The organism is Klebsiella sp. WP4-W18-ESBL-05 (assembly GCF_014169075.1).
In the GTDB taxonomy this organism is placed as follows: domain Bacteria; phylum Pseudomonadota; class Gammaproteobacteria; order Enterobacterales; family Enterobacteriaceae; genus Kluyvera; species Kluyvera ascorbata_B.
In genome coordinates, this window is the sequence record NZ_AP022057.1 from 1340105 (window position 1) to 1361397 (window position 21293).

Here is a 21293-nt window from a genome sequence, read left to right on the forward strand (position 1 = left end):
TTAAACGGGGTTAGCCGCTTCGTTTAGAGTGAAGCCGGTAAATCCGGCTTTTTTTTTGCCTTCCTCATACTGTCCGTACCCGCAAACACAAACGGACAGCATCATGAATACCACCCAGCCGGAACTTCTGGCTCTCTGCTTTGAACTGCCTGATTTATCTGACGTCAGCAAGCCGTTACCTGAATGGCTGCCAATGATACCTGCGGGAACGTTTACTGGTCGTGATGGCCGTTCGTGGATTAACGACAATCCAGCGTCTGTGGTTTCCGCGTCGTTTCGTTACCCAAAACTGCCATTTGATATGGAGCACGCTACCGAACTCAAAGGTCCGAAAGGCGAAGAAGCCCCGGCTTATGCCTGGATTGACGCCCTTCGAGTCAATGACAACGGTAGCATTGATGCGCATATCGAGTGGACTGCAGACGGTGAAGCTATCGTTCGCGGTAAAAAATACCGTTACTACAGCCCTGCATTCTTCAATACCGCCAACGCACAGGTGACACGCCTGTCCAGCGCTGGCCTGACCAACAAACCCAACCTGTATTTACCCGCTCTTAACTCGGAGAACACCATGACCTTACCTGTGCAGATTGCTACGGTGCTGGGTCTTGCTGCATCCGCGTCCGTTGAAGACGCTGTGTCGGCAATCCAGACCATTAAGACCAGTGAAAAAGTCGCTTTAAACCGCGCTCAAAACCCGGACCTGTCGAAGTTTATTCCGGTAGAGACCCATCAACTGGCGCTTAACCGGGCCGAAACGGCGGAGAGTCGCCTGAAAGCGCTGGATGATAAAACCGCAACCAACCTGGTGGATGACGCAGTAACAGCCGGGAAAGTCGCGCCGGCAAATCGCGAAATGTATCTGGCGCTTTGCCGTACCGAAGAAGGCCGTCAGCAATTTACTACCTTCATGAAAACTGCGCCGGTACTGGTCAACGCAGACCCGACTAAAGGGAAAGAGAACAAAGACCCGACCCAATTGACCGAAACCGAACTGTCGATGTGCCGCAGCATGGGCCTCACCAAAGAAGAGTTTCTCGCCGCTAAACCGAAACAGGAGCAATAAGAATGCCGCAACCATCAGCAGAAATTCTGCACGCACTCTCAACGTCACTTAGCGCAGCGTTCACAAAAGGTCTGGCGGGAATTAAACCGCAGTATCTGCGTATCGCAACCGAAGTGCCGAGCAGCGCAGCATCCAACACTTATGGCTGGTTATCAGACTTGCCAGAAATTAAAGAATGGGTGGGCGCACGTCAGCTGGTACAGCTTTCTCAGCAGGGCTACACCATCCCGAACAAGACGTGGGAGAACTCGATTCGCGTCAAGCGTGAAAGCATTGAAGACGATCAGATCGGTCAGTACAGCATCAATGCTCAGGCATTTGGCCGGCAGGTCTCTGAGTTTCCGGACAAATTGAGCTTCCCGCTTCTGGTGGCTGGGTTCAACACATTATGTTTTGACGGCCAGAACTTCTTCGATACAGACCACCCGATGGCGGGTAGTACCTACAGCAATATTGTTGGTGATGTCGAGACGGATGCCGGTGAGCCTTGGTTCCTGATTGATGAAACTCAGGTACTCAAGCCTATCCTGTATCAAATCCGCCGTCCCTTTGATTTCCACGCACTGGATGACCTCAACAGTGAGCATACCTTCCTGCAGAACGAATTCCTGTTTGGCGTCGACGGCCGTTGCAACGTTGGCTTTGGTTTCTGGCAGACCGCTTGCGCCTCACGTGCGCCACTAACCCCTGCGAACTATGAAGCAGCAGTGAAAGTACTGCAGGGAATGAAACGTGATTCTGGTGAGCCACTGGGTATACGCCCGACGACGCTGGTTGTGGGACCGAACAACCGTGCAGCAGCGAAGAAAATCATCGATGCCATGCTGGTCGATGGCGGCGATTCCAACATCTATTACAAAGATGTGGACATTGTTGATTCTCCCTTCATCACCACGCCTGCCGCCCCGGCTCCTTAATCGACAGTTTTCGTTAATCCGTTACAGCAGGTTTAAACCCTGCTGTAACCCACCTTTAAGAGGATGGAACAGTGAGTGGAACGAAAGAGAAAACAACGGGTAAGCAAAACGCTAAAGGTCGCGCTGGCAAGGTTTCAGCGCAGAAAGTGGCACAGGCTGATGCACTTAACGCGGCGGGAGCTGAATTGCCAGCGACATTACCAGGGTACTACGGTGCGGTGGGTTCGCGGGCTATCGCTGTAAATACCGCCCCATTGCTGGTCAGTGCAGAACATGATGGCGGCACTGTTTCTGACGTCGCCAGTGCTTCACCTGGCATGGGTATTGTTCCAGCAACTGATGATGTTGAAGTGCTATTGGTTCGTTCAATCCCGGACCGTGGCTTCTGGCGCTGTGGCATTTTCTGGCCACGTGAATCACGTCATGTATTTGCCACTGATGACCCCGATGGGGACGCAGAAATTAATGCGCTGGATGGTGAAGTTGTTGTTGATTGCTTCGTCAGCCATGAAACCGCTGCGCGATTAAAAGCTGAGCCTAACCTCCTGGTGAAGGTTCTCGTCAGGAAATCGGAGGTTTAAATGGGCATTTACGTTACCCGTGACGATCTGCTGGCGACGGATGGTGCGCTGGTCTGGAACATGGCCATCGACAAGTCTACTGAGCAGCTCGACGAGGCGAAGATTGAAACCGCGATTGAAGATGCAGATGCCGAAATCAATTCGTTTCTGTCACGTCGCTATCAGCTGCCGCTGAATATCTCCGTCGTCCCGCGCCCGCTGCATCGGGTAGCAACGTCCATTGCCCTTTACTGGTTATCTGAACGAGACAACCAGATAACAGACCTTATTCAGAAGCGTTATGACAGCGCCATTCTGACGCTGAAAGAGATGGCCAGCGGTACGCGTGATCTCGGTCTGCCGACGGATACCACGCCACCTGAAACGGACAACGGCAAAATCATTATCACTTCTGATAACCAGCGGCTGTTCACGCGTAATAAGCTGCGTGGGGTGCTGTGATGTCGATATCTGTCGAGGTCATGGGCGCTGAGAAGCTGGCGCAGATCAGGCTGGCCATCGAGAAACTGGCCGACAGTTCGCTGCAGGAAGAGCTGCTGGAAAGTATCGGGGCCGTTGTTGAATCTCAGACTCGCCGCCGCATCAGTGATGAAAAAACCAGTCCTGCCGGGGAGAAGTGGCAGGGCTGGTCGGATGCATACAGTAAGACCCGCCACGGCAATCAGAGCCTGCTGCAGGGGGACGGCGGTCTGATGGATAGCATCCAGCATATCGTAGAACGGGGGCGCGTTCGTGTCGGTTCGCCACTCGCTTACGCGGCTGTCCATCAGGATGGTTTTGCCGGCAATGTGTCCGTTAGTTCCCACAAGCGGCTCATTACCCAGGCTTTTGGTCGCGCTCTGAAGCATGGGGTCTGGCAGACCGTCGGTGCTCATCAGCGCCTGATGAATATGCCACAGCGTGAATACCTCGGACTGTCATCTGAAAACTCAGAAGAGCTGATGCATGTCATTGGCGACTTCTGGCAGGGAGTTCTTCCATGAGTCAAAGACCCACACTACTGACCACCGGCAGCACGATTGCTGCTGCTGAAAATATTGTTGCCTGGCTTAAGCAATCCCCGTCTCCGGATGAACCCGGTAAGGGGCTTATGGGGAGTAACCCGGACCAGGTGAAAGTCATTGAACGTCATATCGGGCAGTTCAACACGCCTGCAGAGGTCAAAACCTATTTGTCCGATCGGGATGGCTGTATCCGCATTGCCGCACTGCGCATCCGTAATATCCGCCAGCTAGCGGGCGGAATGGTTGGTGATGTTACTTGGGCTGCTTATGTCATGGCGACGGATTCCTGGGCATACACACGGGACATCCGCTGCGAAGTCCTGGTGGGCAAACTGGCTCGCCGCATCGCTGCACGTGGTGCTGCTGCCGGCATGAAGGCTGAGCGTGCCGCCGACGCTATCAGTGCTGACAACATCTACTCGGGTGGTCTCAATGAACTCGGACTGACGATGTGGGCCGTGACGTGGGAACAGGCATTCCGGCTGGACGAAGAGATCGACATTGCCGCATTGCCTGATTTCCTGCGACTGGGGGCGACGCTCGCCGTAAATGGCGGTGAAACCGAGCTTAAAGGCGTGATTAACGTAAGAGAATAGAACCCATGATAAAGCTGATTAAACCGTCCCGTGAGGGACTGATGGTCCGGAAACCCGATGGTACCCATCTGAAACCAGAAGGTGAACGACTGCCGATGAAAGCCTGGTGGTATCGCCGGCAGGCGGAGGGCGATGTGACGATCTCCGATGTACCCAAAGAGCCGGTAACGGCTGAAGACCAGAAACATAAAGCCGGGGAGAAATAACGATGGCACTTGGTTCAATTCCAGATGATATCCGCGTTCCGCTGGTATACATCGAGATCGACAATTCACAGGCGCTAAGCAGTGCGCCGGCACAGTCCCGCAAGGTGATTGTTATTGGCCACCAGATGGACGCCGGTACAGCGGCGGCGCTTACCCAGAATCGCATCACCAGTGACGGCATGGCCGAACAGCTTTATGGCAAAGGCTCGATGTTGGCTGAGATGCTCAAAATTTATCGCAAAGCCAATAAATACACAGAAACCTGGGCAATGGGCCTTGCTGACCTTACCAGCGGTGGAGCGGCGAAAGCAACGCTGACAGTGACGGGAACAGCTACCGCAGCAGGTACGCTCGCATTGATGCTCAACGGCGTTTCCGTACAGGTTGGCGTCGGCAGTAGCGATACCAAAGATACGGTGGCCACCGCAATTATTGAGGCTGTTAACAGTCTGCCGTCAACGATGGTCACTGCAGTTCTCGCAGCCGATAAAACGGATACCGTCGAACTGGTGGCGAACTGGAAAGGCGTCAGTGGTAATGCGATGGACATGCGCCTGAACTATTACACCGGTGAGCAGCTGCCACCCGGTATCAGTGTCACCACTACCGCATTTTCGGGAGGCACGGGTACGCCTGATATTACCGCTGTCGTCGCGGCCCTGGGCGATGACTGGTACACCGATATCATCTTTGCGTTTAACGATACCCAGAGCCTCAATACCATTCGCGATGAACTGGTTGAACGCTGGGGACCGCTGAAAATGATTGAAGCCCAGCTCTGGTCCGGCTATCGCGGCACTCACGCTGAAACCGGCACGTATGGTGACGCCCGCAATGACTGGCTGATTTCGAACATGTCCACCAATATTGCGCCGCAGCCGCACTGGATTTGGGCAGCTTCTTACGGCGGCATTGCCTCTTATTATCTGGCTATTGACCCGGCCCGCCCGCTGCAGACGCTGGTTATGCCAGGCATTCTTGCGCCGTCTAAAGAGGTTCGCTGGGATATGCCGGAGCGCAATCTGCTGCTGCATGATGGCATGGCCACGCATTTTGTGGATGCCGGCGGTAACGTCTGTATCGAGCGCGAAATCACGATGTACCGCGTGAACCAGTATGGTGATCCGGACACGTCTTATCTCGATGTTCAGTCACCGGCCACGCTGGGGCGCATCCGCTACATCATCAAAAATCGTTTTTCCACCCGCTACCCTCGCCACAAGCTGGCTGGCGATGACGTTCTTGACCTGCTTGACCCTGGCCAGCCAGTCATGACACCAAAAATTGCCCGAGCCGAGCTGCTGGATATCGCACTGACCGAGCTGGTGCCGGCAGGTCTGGTGGAAGACTTCGACGACTATAAAGAGACGCTCGATGTTGATATCGACAGCAACGATCCAAACCGCCTGAACTTCATCGCACACCCGAATCTGGTGAATCAGCTGCGCGTGCTGGCCGGTCTCATTCAGTTCAAACAATAAGGGGGAAATATGATTCTGGGTATGGCATCGATTCGCGTTAATGGCCGCGAAATCAAAACCGAAGGTAAATCCACGCTGAATCCTGGTGGATTTGCCCGCACGCAGCATATGGGCGGCGGTAAAGTCTGGGGCCTTTCGCGCAAGATGGCCGGTCCTTCCATTCAGATGACAATAGCTGCTGCGGAAGATATGGACGTCATCGAAATCAGCAACTGGGAGAACGCCACAGTGATGTTTGAAGGCGACAACGGGCAGAGCTATATGATGACCGGCTCCGCAACGGATAACCCCGCGACACTGGATGAAGATGCCGGCACCATCAGCGCGAACTTCATCGGCGAAAAACTGGTGAAGGTGTAAATCATGGCGCAGATGGATATCACATTGAAGCATGGCTTTGTTAGTGGAAAAGGTACTGAGGACGAGGCCTGTCACACCAGCGTCACCCTCCGTGAACTGACATCTGAAGATGTGATTAAGTCTCAGTTGGCGGCTGAACGCGTGGTTATCGGCGAGAACGGAAAAGCAGTAGCCTACTGCTCTGAAGTGCTGATGGGGCTGGAGATGCTTCGCCGGCAGATCCTGCGTGTGGGTAGCATCCCCGGTCCGCTATCTGTCAAGCAGCTGTATTCCTTCCATCCGGAAGACCTTGAGTTGTTGACGGAAAAAGCGGGAGCGATGGATGACCTGCTAGCGGAGACCAGTAATCGGGGGCGAACTGATGCCGCTGGCGACGGCGCTCAGTAATCTCATCGTCAACCTGTCTCAGCGTTTTGATATTAACTACCTCCAGCAGTTGCCCTTGCGGCAGCTGCTGCGTCTGACAGACCAACTGAGGAAGCAACATGGCAAGCCGCCTCACAACTGAAATCCTGATTAACCTTGCTGGCAACCTGACCGCCAAGGCTCGCCAGTACGGGGCGAACATGTCCGAGTTCGCCCGCCGTAACGAGCGGGTAATGTCTGTCGTGAAGGCCACCACGGCAGCTGCTGGACGTGGGCTTGATGCTTTGGGAAACCGGTATACCGGAATGATTGCCGGATTTGCCACAGGAGTAACTGTGCGTGGCATTGCTGACTTTGATGCTCAGATGCGCCGTATGGGAACCGACGCGCAGCTGACTCAGGAACAAGTCAGTGCTCTGCATGAACAAATCCGGGAGGTCTCGAATCAGAAAGATATTCGTATCGACGCCTCTGCACTTGGCCAGGGTGTGGGGGAGTTACTGGGAAAGACTGGTGACTATGAATTTGCTGAAAAGAATCTGCGTAACATGGGCGTTCTTATGCAGGCGTTTGGGGTAGATGGTCAGACCGCTGCTGGTTTACTGGCACAGTTCTGGGAAAAAGGGGTACGTGGAGCTGATGATGTCAGCCAGATGCTGGATAAATTGTATGCTCAGTTTGCTGTTGGCTCTGTAAGTGTTGCTGATATTGCTAAAGTTGCGCCTAAGCTTTTCTCAATTATTCAGGATCAGGGGCCAACGGCCATTGCGCAGATGGGCGCATTTGCTCAGGTTTTTGCAAAGAATAAAGGTAGTGCTGAAGAAACTGTAACCAGTATTCAGGCGATGTATGCAGCATTGTCGAATAAAAAGAATATAGAATTCCTGAAATTAAACGGTATTGATGTTTTTAAAAAAGGTACGAAAGAATTAAAACTCCCCTTTGAATTAATGAAGGAAATACTTAAGCGAGCTAAAAACGATCCAATTAAGCTTCAGGACGTGTTTGACCAGACAGGGATGCAGGGTATTAACTCTCTATTAAAACCTGAAAATATCAAGCTAATGGAAGAGCTGATTTATGGCACGGTCGAAATTGGGTCAACCCAGAAAGCCGCTCAGACAAACGCTGAAGGTTTCAACTCAGCCATGCAGTCATTAAATAACGAATGGCAGAGATTCGCGGAGTCTGAGCTTGCAAAGCCCATCCAGGAGCTGGCTGATGCACTGAACTCAGTGGACCACAAGACTGTTGATAATTGGCTGCAGATTGGTAAGAACCTAATGATTACAGTTGGTGGAGTAATTGCAGCCCGTAAAGCGTTTAAGCTGGGTAAAGGAGCGATGGATATCCTTGGCGTTGGCACAGGGAAAGGTATACCTAAAGGTGTCGCTGATGTTTTTGGCTCCGGTGTGATGCCTGTTTATGTAGTAAATATGGGTAAAGGGGGGATGGGTAATGACAGCGGCCCCGATTTACCAGATGGTCCAGATAAAAAACCGACGTCGATTCATTCAGGATTGATAACTACAGCGCTTTCAACCGCCAGTGAACTCACCTCAATTATGCCATTTCCGGAGACTGAGGAGCAGAAGAGCGATTTACTTCAGAAGGTTAAAGAAAATAATAACCGTAGTACCATGTGGAGCGATATTAAAGATTGGTTCATCAGTACTGCAAATGAACCTCAAGTCGCAAACCCGCAACCGTGGGCCAGCCTTCAGCCGCAGGCATCCTCTTATCCTTCCGTTCCTCCATCCCTGAAGGGGGAGATTCGTGTGGTCGTTGAGGGTGATGCTCGTGTCAAAAGTGTTAAGATGGACCAGCCCGGCATTACTCTCAGCGCTCAGTCTGGCGTGTCTAATGTGGAGCAGAACTGATGGCAACTGGCGAATGGGAAACGCTGCATGATGCATCATTCCGGAATGTGCCTTTCTATTTAGTTGATAACGACGGTACGAGCGGGCGTCGTGCAATTCCGCGAGCATACCCTAAAAAAGAAGTCGGCTGGACTGAAGATAATGGTGCTGTTCTGACCCAGCAGCAAATCAACGGTAAGCTGATTGGGAAGGACTATCAAAAGCAGTTAGAAACCCTTTTAACTGCCCTTAATACTGCAGGTCCAGGCGAACTGGTGCACCCGTGGTTTGGTATCCAGAAGGTTCAGGTGGGCAAGGTTTCCCACAAACTGAGCACCGAAGAAGGCGGCGTCGCTTATGTCAATTTTGAAGTATTTGAGGCCGGTGAGCGTCTTTTCCCCGCTCCGAAAGAGGATACCAGCCAGACTGCATTAAGTGCTGCTGATTCCGTCACTGAGGCGCTGGCCAATGGTGATTATTTTGCCGCGCTTGATGGTCTTGGCGACATGACCGACACGCTGCTGGATGACCTGCAGGGGCTGGTGATGAATCTGCCCACGATCCCTTCGGCCCTGACTGACTGGGTGGACCGCGCTGGCCGCTTTAAAGACCTTGCCGGCATTATCATTGCAAAACCCGGTGAGCTGGTACGGCAGTTCTCCAGTCTTACCAGCAGCGTTCGCGATATCGTCAGTGAGCCGCCCTGGTCTCTTCGCGTCTATGACCAGCTCCGCAGTCAATGGGCTGGCGAACGCGCGGCCAGTTCAGCGACAAAGAGCCTGCCCGCGAATATGCCTGTCACCGTCAGTTCGCCAGCGAATGGTGTGATGGGGAGTGCCGGCAGCGTACCAACAACAACGATCACCCCATCGACAGCCATGCAGACCAACATCAGCGACTTTCGCCAGATGGTCATTATTACCTCCGTCGTTGCCCAGGCTGAAGCTGTGGCCACAATGGAGTTTTCAACCTCTGATGAGGCCACTCAGACGGGTGATAAGCTCGCGCAGCAGCTTGCTGAGCTCGCGGTCACCGCTGTTGAAAATGGTCAGCGTGAGCTGTGGCGAACATTACGTGATTTGCGCTTTGCCGTGGTGAACGACGTTCGAGTTCGTGGAGCTCAGTTGCCCGACATCCGAACACTCAACACCACAGTGACAACGACGGCGGCGCTACTGGCATGGCGTGAAACAGGTGATACAGAAAACCGGGAAGCCATTATTTCGCGCAACAGATTGCGCGATCCGTCTTTTATTCTGCCATCCACCACGATTGAGGTTATTGAGTAATGGATAATCAGCACACCCCGGAAACTGTGGTGTTAGCCGTACAGGGGCAGCAGTGGGATGGCTGGACGGAAATGTCCATCACCCGGTCACTGGATGCTATTGCCGGTGAATTTGATCTCACGATCACCACACAGTGGTCAGAGGCAGCTCCGCGCACTATCAAAGAAGGTCTGGCTTGTACGGTTGCCATTGGCAGCGATACCGTCCTGACGGGGTATATTGATGACTTTATCCCCAGCTATGATGCTGAGAACGTCTCAATCCGGGTCATGGGGCGTGACAAGACTGGAGACCTGGTTGATAGCTCCGTCGTCCATAAATCGGGGCAATGGAAAGGTGTTCGTCTTGAGCAACTGGCGCGGGAGATTGCTCAGCCTTACGGCATCAGCGTCATCAACGAAACCGACACCGGTGATTCGTTTCCTAGCGTGGTACTTGAGCAGGGTGAGACGGGCTTTGATCTGCTCGACAGACTGGCAAAACAGCGAGGTGTGTTGCTTACATCGAATGCCAGCGGAAACCTCGTTATTACCCGAGCCTCAAAGCGTCGCGCCTCTGTTGCCTTGGTCCTGGGTGAAAACATTCTCGCAGCTCGCGGCCGCTTCAGCTGGCGCGAACGTGCCAGCCAGTACATCGTCAAAGGTAGCTCCAGCGCTGGGGGCAGTACATGGGATGACCAGCCAGCAAAGGTCATCGGTGGTCGTCAGATCAGTATTGATGATTCGGAGATCAACCGCTACCGCCCGAAAATTCTGGTCAATGAAGATAGCCTGACAGTCGGCGGTGCCAGTACGCGCGGCGACTGGTACAAGGCCCGAATGATGGGGGAAGCGAACACCACAGAGATTACCGTGGCGGGCTGGCGTGAGAATGGCGATACCGGCCCGCTATGGCAGACGAATGTCCTCACTGATATTCGCGATCCGGTTCAGAACCTCGATACCACCTGGTTAATTAAGACAGTGACCCTCTCTGAAGGTGATGGTGGCCGTATTTCAGTACTGGCATTGGTGCCTCCTGAATCTCTCGATCTCCCGGAGACGAAGGCTAAAGGCAAAGGTAAAAAAGGCAGTAAAGCAAAGGTGACTGCAACATGGGATTAAATCCGGCAAATTTTGGCCGCACGGTGAATCAGCTTGCCCGCCGCCTTCGTCTTATTGTTGACCGCGCTGTTGTCCGGATTGTGACTGACAGCCTGGGGCGTCAGAATCTGCAGGTTCAGTCATTGGCAGATGCTACCAACGATGATGTTGAACGTTTTCAGCAGTACGGATTTACCTCTGTCCCTCCTGCCGGCAGTGAGGCCATTATTCTGGCCGTTGGTGGGCGGCGTGAAAGTCTGGTCGCTATCGCGGTTGAAGATAAACGCTGTCGCCCGAAAGGACTGGAGGAAGGTGATGTATGCCTTTATCATCAGGACGGCCAGTCGATGATTATTCTGAAAGCTGGCGGAATCATAGACGTAAGAGGGAAAAGGGTAAATTATACCGCCGACGAATTATTTGAGATTAATAGTGCTCAACTTAAATTCGTCGGTCCTGCTGAATTCACCGAGGATATTACTATTAATGGTAAATCCTTCCTCAAACATATTCATAAGGATAGCGACAATGCTGATACAACTGCACCCTTATGACGATTGGACTGAACTGGCAAAACCTCTTATCTCGCGGTGATATCACCGTTCAGCATGACGGCCTGTCGCTTGACGACGGGCTTGTTACTTTAGTCCTTATCTGCTTATTCACCGATGCTCGCGCTGATGCCGATGATGAAATACCTGACGGCTCAGGTGACCCTCGCGGCTGGCCTGGCGATACATTCAGCGATACCCCGTGGGGTTCAAAACTCTGGCTTCTGGAACGTGAGAAGTTAACAGAGCCTGTTCGGCTTCGGGTTGAAGATTATGCCCGTTTATCTATGCAACCGTTACTGCGTTCAGGATATGCCCGGACCGCGAGTGTTACAGCAACCATCGCGGCATCTGACCGTATCAATTTTATTGTGATCTTAACCCGGCCTGATAAATCAGTGCTCAATATCCAATTAAGCCGACGCTGGGAGGCAACCGCAAATGCCATTTAACGTACCGGCATTACGCAAAATTATTGCTGACGGGAAAAAAGATATTGAGATTGAACTCAATATTCCCTCATTACCTCCTGTTGGTGTTGAGAATGCCATTAATATTTCGGTCAGTAGTCAGGTACGTGACCTTTATGATCATCAGAGCTGGATTGCTGACCAGATAATTCCGTCCCCAAAGTCAGATGACCAGACCATCATCGATACAGCGTCGTCAGAAGGTGTGATCCGCAAACAAGCGACATTTGCCACCGGCCCTGCTGCGTTTACCAGCTCTGCCGCTCTTCCTGCTGATACTGAAATGCAGGCGTCAAATGGCATTGTTTATCGTGTGCTCAGCTCCTCAGAGCCTACTGATGGGAGCGTCTCCGTACTCATCCAGTCTGACCAGGTTGGTGTTAGTGGAAACTTGCCGGCGGGTGAAGTTCTTACTCTGCTGTCACCGATTGCTGGCACTGACAGTAATGGCCTTGTTTCTAACGCCGGCATTACAGGCGGTGCTGATATTGAACCGATTAGTGAACTACTTGATCGCCTTCTTTATCGCAAACGGAATCCGCCCGTTGGTGGTGCAGTACATGACTATGTTCTTTGGGCACGAGAGCTGGCAGGTGTTAGCCGCGCCTGGTGTTTTGATGCGTGGCATGGGCCGTCAACCGTTGGTCTTGCATGGGTTTATGATGGCCGCGCAGTTATAACGCCAACCGAAACCGATCGCGAAAATATGGAAGCCTACATATTCCGTCATTCTGATCCCGCCACGGGTAACTATGTTGGTAAGCCTGGCGGGATTGAAGTCTGGCCCGTTGTTCTGGGGTTAAAGCCGGTGCCGATGTCCATCAAACTTACACCGGACAATGATGTAACACGCGCCACCGTTCAGGCCAGCCTCACAGCTCTGCAAAAAACACTTTCACCGGGCCAAAAGCTTCAGCTCTCGTCTGTCCGAACGGCGATTGGATCTGCCGCTGGGGTAACCGATTATGTGCTTTCGCTGACTGCTGATATTACAGCCACAACAGAAGAACTCATTACCATCGGGGAGATTACATGGCTCACAGCATAGATGACTGGCTCTATGCCCTGCAGCAGGTAATGCCGAGAGGAAAGGCGTGGCCGCGTGATCAGAATGCCGATTTAACCCGTGTTCTACGGGCGTTAGCACGTCGTTTAAGTCGTGCAGAAGCCAATGGCGATATGTTGCTTGCTGAGATGAGACCCGAAACGACATTCCAGTTGCTTGAAGAATGGGAGCAATACCTTGAGCTTCCAGAGTGCGGGCTTGCTAGCGGGACCATTGAGGAACGGCGGGCGGCAGTTGTTGAGAAGTACCACCGTAATGGTGGGTTAGCCCCCTGGCAAATTGAAGCTGTTGCTGCGGCTCTGGGCTTTACCGTGTCTGTGCGCGTTATTCTCCCTCACCATTGCTTGCGTAGCTGTTTGTATCCGCTTTATCCAGCTCGTTATCGCTGGTTACTGCAAATTGATGTCCAGGAGATTAAAGGTGGGCGATTTACCTGCATAGATAATGTTATGACCCCACTGTTATCCGAGAGAGCTAGTGCTCTTGAATGCGTTCTTTCTAAATATCGGCTCGGCGGTACGGGCTATGAATATATTTATTCGTAAGGAGTTCAACGATGTATTTTGTTGATAATAATTCAGCCGTTCCGGTTATGCCGGCCGTGAAGCCGGTTGTTAGTTCCACACCAACGTTTTTCACTGAGGGTGGAAATGGTGTTCCGCCAACATGGCCAGGACCTGACTGGTTCAATATCGTCCAGACTGAGCTTCTAAATGTGCTTAATGAAGCAGGCATAGACCCCAACAAAGCGAATCATGGCCAACTCGTTGTCGCAATGAAAAAGTTGTTCCTGACCCGCAGCAACCCATTTGCAGATATTAAAGCTGATGGTGCCGCTGCTGTTGCTCTCGCTCTATCAAACCTTCGTTTGGGAGCTGGAGCACCCGCAATCGGAATTCCGTTCTTCTGGCCGTCTGCTGCAATGCCGAACACCGTCATGGATGAATGGTCTGATATGGTGTTTTTGAAGTGGAACGGGGCGACGTTTTCAGCGACTGAATATCCTAAATTGGCTTTGGTCATTCCAGGCCTTAAATTGCAGGAAACGCGCGGTGAGTTTATTCGTGTTTGGGATGACGGGCGTGGTGTAGACATTGGACGTACATTACTGAGCGCACAGCAAAGCAGCAAGCTTCACGAGCACGTCGGGCAGAATGGCACAACGCCAAGCGTTGGCCTGCTCTCAGTTACAAACTCAGATTCTAAAGAGTGGGACACTGGCTGGTCTGTGGGTTCAATCCCTGGGTTTTCATCGTCATCATCTGGTTCAGACTTACAGAGTTTTCGCCCGCGCAACATCTCGTTTAACTTCCTCGTGAGGGCTAAATAATGAAACCAGTTTTTGATGAAAACGGCCTGGCGTCCGCCGCTGGTGATATTCGCTGCTTTTATTACGACGCAATCACTGGAGAGTATAAAGGCTGGTCTGATGAACATATTAATATAGGCGTGAGCTTGCCTGGAAATTCGACAGATATTGATCCGGGGAGCGAGAGAGCGGGACTTGTGTCCGTATTCAACGGCACGGCATGGATACCACAACCAGACCATCGCGGAGAAACCGTCTACTCAACGGCTGACGGCCGCGCCACAGTAGTTGGCTACATCGGGGACATCAAAGAGGGATTCACAGAGATAGCACCGGCGACACAATATGACGTATGGAACGGCGTGGACTGGGTGACTGATACTGACGCGAAACATGCTGCCGATGTTACCGCGGCTGACGCTGAAAAACAGGCCAGAATTGACCGGGCCAATTCATATATCAACAGCAAGCAGTGGCCCGGCAAAGCGGCTATGGGGCGCCTGAAAGAGTCAGAGAAAGAGCAATATAATTTGTGGCTGGATTATCTCGATGCGCTGGAAGCGGTGGACACATCCAGCGCTCCCGCCATTACCTGGCCCGTCAAACCGGTAGAGTAGGCCATTCGATATTGAGGCTTTTGATGTATCAACGCGCATCAAAAGCCCCCGGTATTTTTTCCATTCAACAAGCGCTACGGCTTCATCTTCAGTTGAAATCTCTGCATCAACAGCATCCTGACGCCAGGTTATTTCGGCATCGGCTTTGGCTCAGATGGGGAGATTAATCGCGGCTGGTGAAACTAGACAGCGTGTTGCGATTATTTTTGACGTCAGTATCTCGACGCTCTACAAGAAATTTCCAGCAGGTATCACAAATTGACATTTAAAGTTGGATCGCGCAAAGCGATCCAAAGTTGTGTGACAAAGTTTCGCAATTTATGCGCCGCGCTACACCGGGCGACGATCGGTTCCCTCTCCCCATCGGGGAGAGGGGGCTGCGTTGAACCGGATGCTTAACTCGGGCTCCAGGTATACGGCGCAGCGATACCCAGCGGCAGTCCCAGACCCCACCACACCAGCAGCAGGATGCTCCATGCCACGAAGAAGGCGATGGAGTAAGGCATCATCATCGACACCAGCGTACCGACACCCGCGCCTTTCACGTAGCGCTGGCAGTAGATAACGATCAGCGGGAAGAAGACCATCAGCGGCGTAATGATGTTGGTGCAGGAGTCGCCGATGCGGAATGCCGCCTGGGTCAGCTCCGGCGAAATGCCTACCGCCATCAGCATGGGGACCATAATCGGCGACAGCAGCGCCCATTTTGCCGAGGCGGAGCCAATCAGCAGGTTAACGACGGCGGTCAGCACAATCATGCCGATGATCGTTGCCTGGCCCGGCAGCTCCAGCGCTTTCAGGCCGTCCGCGCCCATCAGCGCGACCAGCGTACCGATGTTGGAATCGCTGAACGCTTTGATGAACATGGCGCAGAAGAAGGCCATCACCATGTATGAGCCCATTTTGCTCATCGAGTCATTCATCGCGCCAATCACGTCTTTGCCGGTTTTAAAGGTGTGGGAAGCAAAACCGTACACAATGCCCGGCAGAATGAAGATCAGGAAAATCAGCGGCACGATAGACTTCATGATTGGCGCGCTGTATGAGGTCAGCGAGCCGTCGCTGCCGCGCAGCATCGAACCTTCCGGCCAGGCCGCTGCCGCCAGCGCAACAAGACCCAGCAGCATCACCAGCGATGCGCGGTTGAAGGCGCGGCTTTCCTGCGGCGTGACGTTAGACATATCTTCGTCATGCTTAAAGTCGCCGTCGATGGTCATTTTGCTGACGCGCGGTTCCACGATGCGCTCGGTAACCCACCAGCCCACCAGGGTAATGACGATAGACGAGGCGATACCGAAGATCAGGTTACACAGGGTATTGACGGTGTAGCTGCTGTCGAGCAGCTGGGCTGCCGCCTGGGTGAAGCCTTGTAGCAATGCGTCATTGCCGGTTGGCACCATGTTGGCGGCAAAACCGCCGGAAACGCCGGAGAACGCGGCGGCAATCCCGACCAGCGGGTGACGGCCGGCGGACATAAAGATAATTGCGCCTAATGGAATAACCAGCACGTAGCCCGCATCGGCGGCAACGTGGCTGAACATCGCGACGAAAATCAGCATTGGCGTCAGCAGTTTCTTCGGCGTCACGCGCAGCATTTTTTTCAGCGCCACGTTGATAAAGCCGGAGCTTTCCGCCACGCCCACGCCCAGCATCGCGACCAGTACGATCCCCAGCGGCGCGAAGCCGGTGAAGGTCGTGACCATATTGGCCAGCGTATTGGTTAGCGCTTCGGCCGAAAGCAGGTTGTTAACCTTAACGGCTTCCTGGGTCATTGGGTTGATAACGTCAAACGTCATCATCGACAGCACGGCCGATAAGCCCATGACCGCCAGTAAAAAGTAGAAAAAGATCAGCGCCGGTTCCGGCAGACGGTTGCCCGCTTTTTCGATGGCGTTAAGAAAGCCTGTCATCAGCCGACTTTCACCCGCCTCATTCTGAGTCCGTGTTTGCGTATTCATTCGATTTCCTTATTCCGCACAATTGTTTCATTGTTTGTGTGAATGTTTCCAGAAAATGATAGGGGTAATTGCGCGAGGAAACTATGTTTTTATAGCGTGAAAAACTGACTTGTTACGCATTTATTGAATTTATATCTAATTATTGCGGATATATCTGGTTGTTCGTTCGTTATTTACGATTGCTGGTCATATTTATTTCTGAGAGAAACACGTGATGATGTGCTGAGGGGAAACGGCGTACCAGCGCAGTGAGGCACTCTGCGCAAGGGCGGGAAGCGAGAGGGTGATAGTGCTGGCGCTCAGGCCTTTGACGACGGCATCGTGAAAATGCAGCAGCGTCGGGTGACGAGCCGAAAGCGCTTTGTAGAGGCTCTCTTTTGCCGAGAACGCCAGCGTCAGCGCCAGCGGGAAGGGGAGTTCGCCGCCGCGCAGCACGGCAAGTTCATCTTCACGGGCAATGTCGTTTGCCAGCGCATCGGCAAGAGCGGGTGAAAATAGGGTTTCAATATCAATGCCGACCGGCGCACGCGCGACGATCGCCACCGCCGTATGACCGCAGTGGCTGATGCTGCCATGCAGCCCAGCGGGCCACACCGGCTGGCGCTGATGACCTATGCCCGGCACCGATTTCTCTGCGAACGCGCGCAGCGCATGAACGGCGGCAATGCGTCCGGCAAGGTGTTCGGTCTGGCGTTTTTTACCGCTGTTGGCAAGCTGAGCGTGGTGCGGCAGCCACAGCAAATCGGCGGCAGTAAAGCTGTCGGGTTCAAAGTCGATACGGTGTATGGCGTGGAAAGTACTGTGGCGGGTAAGCATGAGGCTCCTGAAGACCCCTCTCCCGAGCGGGAGAGGGGTGAGACCGATTAGAAGCGGGTGTTAATGCCCATGAACCAGGTGCGGCCGGATTCGTTATAGGTTTCCGCACCGGCACCGTACATGTAGCCCGTGGTGCCGCCGGTGGTCTGGGCGTTACCGGCACGCCAGTGACGCTTGTCGAAGACGTTATCCACGCCGCCGGTCAGGCTGACGTTTTTATTCACATCCCAGGTCGCGCTCAGGCCAACGATGCTGTACGGGCTAACTTCATTGGTTTCGCTGCCGGTCACCGCCTGACCTTTGTAGTTATACTTCTTCGGCTGCTGCTTACCGTACCAGGTGAAGGTCGACTGGACGGAAAGATCCTGCTGAATTTGCCAGCTCAGCGTTGAGTTCAGCGTGTACTCCGGAATGATCGACAGGCGATCGCCGGTGGTTTTATTTTTACTTTGCAGCATATAGGTGATGTTGTTGGTCCAGTTCACCGTCTCGCTAACAGGAACGTTTAACGTACCTTCCAGACCCTCTACCACCGCTTTAGGCACGTTTTCCCATTTGTAGAGATCGGTGCCTTTCCCGTTGGTATAAACCGGAGAATAACCGGCTTCAATCTTGTTGCGGTAGTCGTTACGGAACCAGGTTGCACCGGCTAACCAACCGTTGCGTTTGAACTCCAGTCCGATCTCTTTGTTGATGCTGGTCTCGGCCTTCAGGTCGTCATTACCCTGCAGGTAACAGCCGGATTTACTGGCGTAGCAGCCCTGACCTTTACTGTACAGAATGTAGTTCGGGTTGGTCTGATACAGGCTTGGTGCTTTGTAGGCGCGGGCGATACCCATTTTCAGCGTGAAATCATCCCACAGGCCCTGAGACAGGTTTAATGATGGGCTCCAGTTGTCGCCAACGATGCTGTGATGGTCGAAACGCAGCGCCGGGGTCAGCATGGTGGTGTCGGTCAGCTCCATGTTGTTTTCGGCAAACAGGGAGAAAATTTCTGCCTGGGAGTACGGGCTGCGATCGGTGCTGCTGTAGCCCGGGATATCCCCGCCCAGGAAGGTCTGGGTGTTGGAGGCCTTATCCTTCATCCGCTGCTGGTTCCATTCGCTACCCAGCGTCAGGTTCTGATTTACCAGGAAATCAAACGGAATGTTGATTTCACTGTGCAGCATGACGTCCGACAGATCGATATCGGAGAACTGGTTACTGCTGAAGATCCCTTCCGTACCGCCGGCCAGGCCTTCGCCCTTGCGGGAGTTACGGGTATGTTCGTACTGCGCCCAGTTGCTGGTGGTAATGCCGTTGTCCCAGCCGCCGTTCCAGGTAATCGCGTAGGTGTTACGGTACAGGCGGTTAGTCTCTTTACCGTAGTTCTCTTTCACCAGGTCGTTGGTGTTGGTGTTCTGGGTATCGCCCGCGTAGAGGTTGCCCTGACGGCTGTAGCCGGCTTCAAACTCCAGCGACTGCATCGGGGCAAAGTCCCAGCGCACAACGCCGTTAATATTTTTGTTTTCAACGCCTTCACGTCCGGCTGGCAGGGTATCCTGATAAATGCCGGTACGCTCGGACTGGTGGCCCTGGTTAATATCCCAGGCATCGGCCTGCGTTTTATCGAGGTTGCCGTACAGACGGAAGCTGAACGCGTCGCCCAGTGGGCCGGTCAGACTAAAGTCGGTGCGCTTGGTCGCGCCTTCGTCTTTGTGCTCCGGGGCGTTCATGTAGGCGTTCCACGTGCCGTGCCATTCATTTTCCGGTTTTTTGGTGATGATATTGACGACGCCGCCCGCCGCACCGTTACCGTAACGCGCGGCCGCAGGGCCACGAATCACATCGATACGTTCGATCATTTCCGGCGGCACCCAGCTGGTATCGCCACGGGTATCACGTTCGCCGCGCCAGCCCAGACGGACTGAGTTGCGGCTGGTGACCGGTTTGCCATCAACCAGGATCAGGGTGTTTTCCGGGCCCATGCCGCGAATGTCGATCTGACGGTTGTTGCCGCGCTGGCCGCTGGTGGAGTTACCGGTCAGGTTAACGCCCGGCATGGTACGGATGATTTCGGAGACGTCGCGTGCTGGCGGACGTTTGCGAATCTCATCGGCGGTGATGGTCGACACGCCCGGCGCCTGTAGATTCTGCTCGGCGGCGGTAACGACCATGGTTTCGCCGTCGGCGTCGGTTTTGCTGGTGCTGTCCGTCGAGGCAGCGAAGGCCGGAGCGGCCATACCGTAGATCCCCAAATTGACCAGGAAGGCCAGGGATTTGATTTTATTATTCATTTTTAATCCTGCTTTTCGTCGCCGATGTCTCGTACTGATCCATCCCAAAGGGGGAGACGCGGCATGGTTGTATGCGTAAAGCACGTGAAAGTTGCGCGCCAATACGCTATTGCAAATGCAAATAGTTATCAATAATATTATCAATAAATTTTCATATGTAACAATAAATTCCACAATAAACATGGGGTTAACGCGGTGGAGAAGTTAGCGACAGGAAGTGACGCCTGGTGGGCGACGATAAAAGGCCCGCAATATGAACGCGTTAATGACAATTATCAGGTCACCTTCTGGTGGCGTGACCCCGCGGGAAGTGAAGCCTCCTCGCCGATTCGGCGGGTGTGGATTTACATTACCGGCGTCACCGATCACCACCACAACTCGGCCCCGCAAACCCTGCGACGTATTGCTCATACCGATGCGTGGTGCTGGACGACGACGCTGCCGCCGACCTGGCGCGGTAGCTACTGCTTCGCACCGTCCGCGCGCGAGGATGACTTTTCCCCGGATATATTCACCGCCGCTGAGCCAGACCGCCTGCAGCTGCGTGAGGGCTGGCGTAAGCTGCTGCCGCGGGCGATCGCCGATCCGCTGAATCCGCAGAGCTGGAAGGGCGGGCGCGGCCATGCGGTGTCAGCGCTGGAGATGCCACAGGCTCCGGAACAGCCCGGCTGGTCTGCCCCTGCCGCGCGCTGGAATGCGCCACAATGCCTGACCTGGCACAGCGAACGGCTGGGCAATCAGCGCCGGGTATGGGTCTTCACCACCGGCGATGCGCAGGACGGCGAACGCCCGCTGGCGGTGCTGCTCGACGGTCAGTTCTGGGCCGAAAGCATGCCGGTATGGCCTGCGCTGACAGCGCTCACTCGCGAAGGCAAACTGCCTGCGGCGGTGTATGTGCTGATTGACGTGATTGATAACGCCCACCGCAGCGTCGAACTGCCGTGCAATCCCGACTTCTGGCTGGCGGTACAGCATGAGCTGCTTGCCCAGGTACGGACGATCGCACCGTTCAGCGATCGTGCCGATCGCACCGTTGTTGCCGGGCAAAGTTTTGGCGGACTCTCCGCGCTGTACGCCGGGCTGCACTGGCCTGCGCGTTTTGGCTGCGTGTTGAGTCAGTCCGGTTCCTACTGGTGGCCACACCGCGGCGGGCGGCAAACCGGTATCCTCCTCGAACAGCTTCAGCGCGGTGAACTCCAGCCCAGAGGGCTGCGCATCGTGCTCGAGGCAGGCCTGCGCGAACCGATTATTTTTCGCGCCAATCAGGCGCTTTTAGCACAACTACAGCTCACACAGCAGCCGATTTTCTGGCGTCAGGTTGACGGCGGACATGATGCGCTTTGCTGGCGCGGCGGATTAACCTCCGGGCTAATGACCCTCTGGGGCAGCGAGACGACAAAGCGCGATTAACGACAGGAGTTTG

At 53.9% G+C, this 21293-nt stretch carries 23 protein-coding genes and 2 pseudogenes; 21 read left to right on the forward strand and 4 right to left on the reverse strand.

Going from position 1 to position 21293, the window contains the following annotated elements; genetic code table 11:
- The first annotated feature begins 103 nt into the window (after positions 1-103).
- The 19 genes from H7R58_RS06420 (at position 104) to H7R58_RS06510 (ending at position 14820) form a co-directional block, all read left to right on the forward strand.
- Positions 104-1066: a phage protease gene (locus H7R58_RS06420; protein ID WP_182929325.1), complete on the forward strand. Its 963-nt coding sequence runs from the start codon at positions 104-106 to the stop codon at positions 1064-1066.
- 2 nt (positions 1067-1068) lie between these two features.
- Positions 1069-1983, forward strand: a complete 915-nt coding sequence (locus H7R58_RS06425) for a Mu-like prophage major head subunit gpT family protein (protein WP_182929324.1) — start codon at positions 1069-1071, stop codon at positions 1981-1983.
- A 71-nt stretch (positions 1984-2054) separates the two neighbouring features.
- Complete coding sequence (locus H7R58_RS06430) at positions 2055-2564, forward strand: hypothetical protein (RefSeq protein WP_163446200.1); 510 nt, start codon at positions 2055-2057, stop codon at positions 2562-2564.
- The gene (locus tag H7R58_RS06435) at positions 2565-3005 is read left to right on the forward strand and encodes a gp436 family protein (protein ID WP_182929323.1); all 441 of its coding nucleotides are present in this window, start codon (positions 2565-2567) and stop codon (positions 3003-3005) included.
- Positions 3005-3547 (forward strand): phage virion morphogenesis protein, encoded by a 543-nt coding sequence (locus tag H7R58_RS06440; RefSeq protein ID WP_182929322.1) that lies wholly within the window; start codon positions 3005-3007, stop codon positions 3545-3547. The genes H7R58_RS06435 and H7R58_RS06440 overlap by 1 nt, the downstream gene beginning before the upstream one ends.
- Positions 3544-4164 carry a hypothetical protein gene (locus tag H7R58_RS06445; protein WP_182929321.1) on the forward strand — a complete coding sequence of 207 codons (621 nt, stop codon included), beginning with the start codon at positions 3544-3546 and terminating at the stop codon, positions 4162-4164. Before H7R58_RS06440 ends, H7R58_RS06445 begins: the two co-directional genes overlap by 4 nt.
- Positions 4165-4169: 5 nt before the next feature.
- Positions 4170-4370 carry a DUF2635 domain-containing protein gene (locus H7R58_RS06450; RefSeq protein ID WP_182929320.1) on the forward strand — a complete coding sequence of 67 codons (201 nt, stop codon included), beginning with the start codon at positions 4170-4172 and terminating at the stop codon, positions 4368-4370.
- A 2-nt stretch (positions 4371-4372) separates the two neighbouring features.
- Positions 4373-5851, forward strand: coding sequence for a phage tail sheath subtilisin-like domain-containing protein (locus H7R58_RS06455; RefSeq protein ID WP_182929319.1), 1479 nt, complete (start codon positions 4373-4375; stop codon positions 5849-5851).
- A 9-nt stretch (positions 5852-5860) separates the two neighbouring features.
- Complete coding sequence (locus tag H7R58_RS06460) at positions 5861-6211, forward strand: phage tail tube protein (protein ID WP_182929318.1); 351 nt, start codon at positions 5861-5863, stop codon at positions 6209-6211.
- Positions 6212-6214: 3 nt separating this feature from the next.
- Positions 6215-6598, forward strand: a complete 384-nt coding sequence (locus tag H7R58_RS06465; RefSeq protein WP_182929317.1) for a phage tail assembly protein — start codon at positions 6215-6217, stop codon at positions 6596-6598.
- Positions 6599-6696: 98 nt separating this feature from the next.
- Positions 6697-8457 (forward strand): phage tail tape measure protein, encoded by a 1761-nt coding sequence (locus H7R58_RS06470; RefSeq protein ID WP_182929316.1) that lies wholly within the window; start codon positions 6697-6699, stop codon positions 8455-8457.
- A complete protein-coding gene (locus H7R58_RS06475; RefSeq protein WP_182929315.1) occupies positions 8457-9725 on the forward strand; it encodes a DNA circularization protein in 1269 nt (422 codons plus the stop codon). The genes H7R58_RS06470 and H7R58_RS06475 overlap by 1 nt, the downstream gene beginning before the upstream one ends.
- Positions 9725-10828 (forward strand): phage baseplate assembly protein, encoded by a 1104-nt coding sequence (locus H7R58_RS06480; RefSeq protein WP_182929314.1) that lies wholly within the window; start codon positions 9725-9727, stop codon positions 10826-10828. Before H7R58_RS06475 ends, H7R58_RS06480 begins: the two co-directional genes overlap by 1 nt.
- Entirely contained in the window at positions 10819-11361 is a 543-nt protein-coding gene (locus tag H7R58_RS06485) for a phage baseplate assembly protein V (RefSeq protein WP_182929313.1), read from the forward strand. The genes H7R58_RS06480 and H7R58_RS06485 overlap by 10 nt, the downstream gene beginning before the upstream one ends.
- Positions 11358-11810 carry a phage GP46 family protein gene (locus tag H7R58_RS06490; RefSeq protein ID WP_182929312.1) on the forward strand — a complete coding sequence of 151 codons (453 nt, stop codon included), beginning with the start codon at positions 11358-11360 and terminating at the stop codon, positions 11808-11810. Before H7R58_RS06485 ends, H7R58_RS06490 begins: the two co-directional genes overlap by 4 nt.
- Positions 11800-12876, forward strand: a complete 1077-nt coding sequence (locus H7R58_RS06495) for a baseplate J/gp47 family protein (RefSeq protein ID WP_182929311.1) — start codon at positions 11800-11802, stop codon at positions 12874-12876. Before H7R58_RS06490 ends, H7R58_RS06495 begins: the two co-directional genes overlap by 11 nt.
- The gene (locus H7R58_RS06500) at positions 12861-13439 is read left to right on the forward strand and encodes a YmfQ family protein (RefSeq protein WP_182929310.1); all 579 of its coding nucleotides are present in this window, start codon (positions 12861-12863) and stop codon (positions 13437-13439) included. Before H7R58_RS06495 ends, H7R58_RS06500 begins: the two co-directional genes overlap by 16 nt.
- Positions 13440-13450: 11 nt before the next feature.
- The gene (locus H7R58_RS06505) at positions 13451-14224 is read left to right on the forward strand and encodes an integrase (protein ID WP_227674113.1); all 774 of its coding nucleotides are present in this window, start codon (positions 13451-13453) and stop codon (positions 14222-14224) included.
- A complete protein-coding gene (locus tag H7R58_RS06510) occupies positions 14224-14820 on the forward strand; it encodes a tail fiber assembly protein (protein ID WP_182929309.1) in 597 nt (198 codons plus the stop codon). The genes H7R58_RS06505 and H7R58_RS06510 overlap by 1 nt, the downstream gene beginning before the upstream one ends.
- On the opposite strand, the pseudogene H7R58_RS06515 reads toward H7R58_RS06510, so the two are convergent.
- Positions 14804-14967, reverse strand: a pseudogene (locus H7R58_RS06515) (tail fiber assembly protein); the annotation flags it as partial. The gene H7R58_RS06510 and the pseudogene H7R58_RS06515 overlap by 17 nt on opposite strands.
- Position 14968: 1 nt before the next feature.
- Between H7R58_RS06515 and H7R58_RS06520 the strand changes: the two are divergent.
- Positions 14969-15082 (forward strand): annotated as a pseudogene (locus tag H7R58_RS06520) (helix-turn-helix domain-containing protein); the annotation flags it as partial.
- A gap of 133 nt (positions 15083-15215) precedes the next feature.
- Here H7R58_RS06520 and H7R58_RS06525 read toward each other — a convergent pair.
- From H7R58_RS06525 to H7R58_RS06535, 3 genes are all read right to left on the reverse strand, one after another.
- Positions 15216-16778 (reverse strand): AbgT family transporter, encoded by a 1563-nt coding sequence (locus H7R58_RS06525; RefSeq protein WP_182929308.1) that lies wholly within the window; start codon positions 16776-16778, stop codon positions 15216-15218.
- 192 nt (positions 16779-16970) lie between these two features.
- Complete coding sequence (entD, locus tag H7R58_RS06530) at positions 16971-17594, reverse strand: enterobactin synthase subunit EntD (protein WP_106924736.1); 624 nt, start codon at positions 17592-17594, stop codon at positions 16971-16973.
- A gap of 47 nt (positions 17595-17641) precedes the next feature.
- Positions 17642-19870 carry a TonB-dependent siderophore receptor gene (locus H7R58_RS06535; RefSeq protein ID WP_106924735.1) on the reverse strand — a complete coding sequence of 743 codons (2229 nt, stop codon included), beginning with the start codon at positions 19868-19870 and terminating at the stop codon, positions 17642-17644.
- 195 nt (positions 19871-20065) lie between these two features.
- Between H7R58_RS06535 and fes the strand changes: the two genes are divergently transcribed.
- On the forward strand, positions 20066-21280 hold the full coding sequence (fes, locus tag H7R58_RS06540; protein WP_182929307.1) for an enterochelin esterase: 1215 nt from the start codon (positions 20066-20068) through the stop codon (positions 21278-21280).
- Positions 21281-21293: the final 13 nt, after the last annotated feature.

Excerpts from the sequence above, each read along its gene's own strand:
- H7R58_RS06525 (WP_182929308.1), bottom strand. The coding sequence starts at position 16,778 with ATGAATACGCAAACACGGACTCAGAATGAGGCGGGTGAAAGTCGGCTG.
- H7R58_RS06445 (WP_182929321.1), top strand. The coding sequence starts at position 3,544 with ATGAGTCAAAGACCCACACTACTGACCACCGGCAGCACGATTGCTGCT.
- H7R58_RS06510 (WP_182929309.1), top strand. The coding sequence starts at position 14,224 with ATGAAACCAGTTTTTGATGAAAACGGCCTGGCGTCCGCCGCTGGTGAT.
- H7R58_RS06485 (WP_182929313.1), top strand. The coding sequence starts at position 10,819 with ATGGGATTAAATCCGGCAAATTTTGGCCGCACGGTGAATCAGCTTGCC.
- H7R58_RS06420 (WP_182929325.1), top strand. The coding sequence starts at position 104 with ATGAATACCACCCAGCCGGAACTTCTGGCTCTCTGCTTTGAACTGCCT.
- H7R58_RS06500 (WP_182929310.1), top strand. The coding sequence starts at position 12,861 with ATGGCTCACAGCATAGATGACTGGCTCTATGCCCTGCAGCAGGTAATG.
- H7R58_RS06490 (WP_182929312.1), top strand. The coding sequence starts at position 11,358 with ATGACGATTGGACTGAACTGGCAAAACCTCTTATCTCGCGGTGATATC.
- H7R58_RS06475 (WP_182929315.1), top strand. The coding sequence starts at position 8,457 with ATGGCAACTGGCGAATGGGAAACGCTGCATGATGCATCATTCCGGAAT.
- H7R58_RS06535 (WP_106924735.1), bottom strand. The coding sequence starts at position 19,870 with ATGAATAATAAAATCAAATCCCTGGCCTTCCTGGTCAATTTGGGGATC.
- H7R58_RS06460 (WP_182929318.1), top strand. The coding sequence starts at position 5,861 with ATGATTCTGGGTATGGCATCGATTCGCGTTAATGGCCGCGAAATCAAA.
- H7R58_RS06435 (WP_182929323.1), top strand. The coding sequence starts at position 2,565 with ATGGGCATTTACGTTACCCGTGACGATCTGCTGGCGACGGATGGTGCG.
- H7R58_RS06450 (WP_182929320.1), top strand. The coding sequence starts at position 4,170 with ATGATAAAGCTGATTAAACCGTCCCGTGAGGGACTGATGGTCCGGAAA.
- H7R58_RS06495 (WP_182929311.1), top strand. The coding sequence starts at position 11,800 with ATGCCATTTAACGTACCGGCATTACGCAAAATTATTGCTGACGGGAAA.
- H7R58_RS06480 (WP_182929314.1), top strand. The coding sequence starts at position 9,725 with ATGGATAATCAGCACACCCCGGAAACTGTGGTGTTAGCCGTACAGGGG.
- H7R58_RS06425 (WP_182929324.1), top strand. The coding sequence starts at position 1,069 with ATGCCGCAACCATCAGCAGAAATTCTGCACGCACTCTCAACGTCACTT.
- entD (WP_106924736.1), bottom strand. The coding sequence starts at position 17,594 with ATGCTTACCCGCCACAGTACTTTCCACGCCATACACCGTATCGACTTT.
- H7R58_RS06505 (WP_227674113.1), top strand. The coding sequence starts at position 13,451 with ATGTATTTTGTTGATAATAATTCAGCCGTTCCGGTTATGCCGGCCGTG.
- H7R58_RS06470 (WP_182929316.1), top strand. The coding sequence starts at position 6,697 with ATGGCAAGCCGCCTCACAACTGAAATCCTGATTAACCTTGCTGGCAAC.
- H7R58_RS06465 (WP_182929317.1), top strand. The coding sequence starts at position 6,215 with ATGGCGCAGATGGATATCACATTGAAGCATGGCTTTGTTAGTGGAAAA.
- H7R58_RS06455 (WP_182929319.1), top strand. The coding sequence starts at position 4,373 with ATGGCACTTGGTTCAATTCCAGATGATATCCGCGTTCCGCTGGTATAC.
- H7R58_RS06440 (WP_182929322.1), top strand. The coding sequence starts at position 3,005 with ATGTCGATATCTGTCGAGGTCATGGGCGCTGAGAAGCTGGCGCAGATC.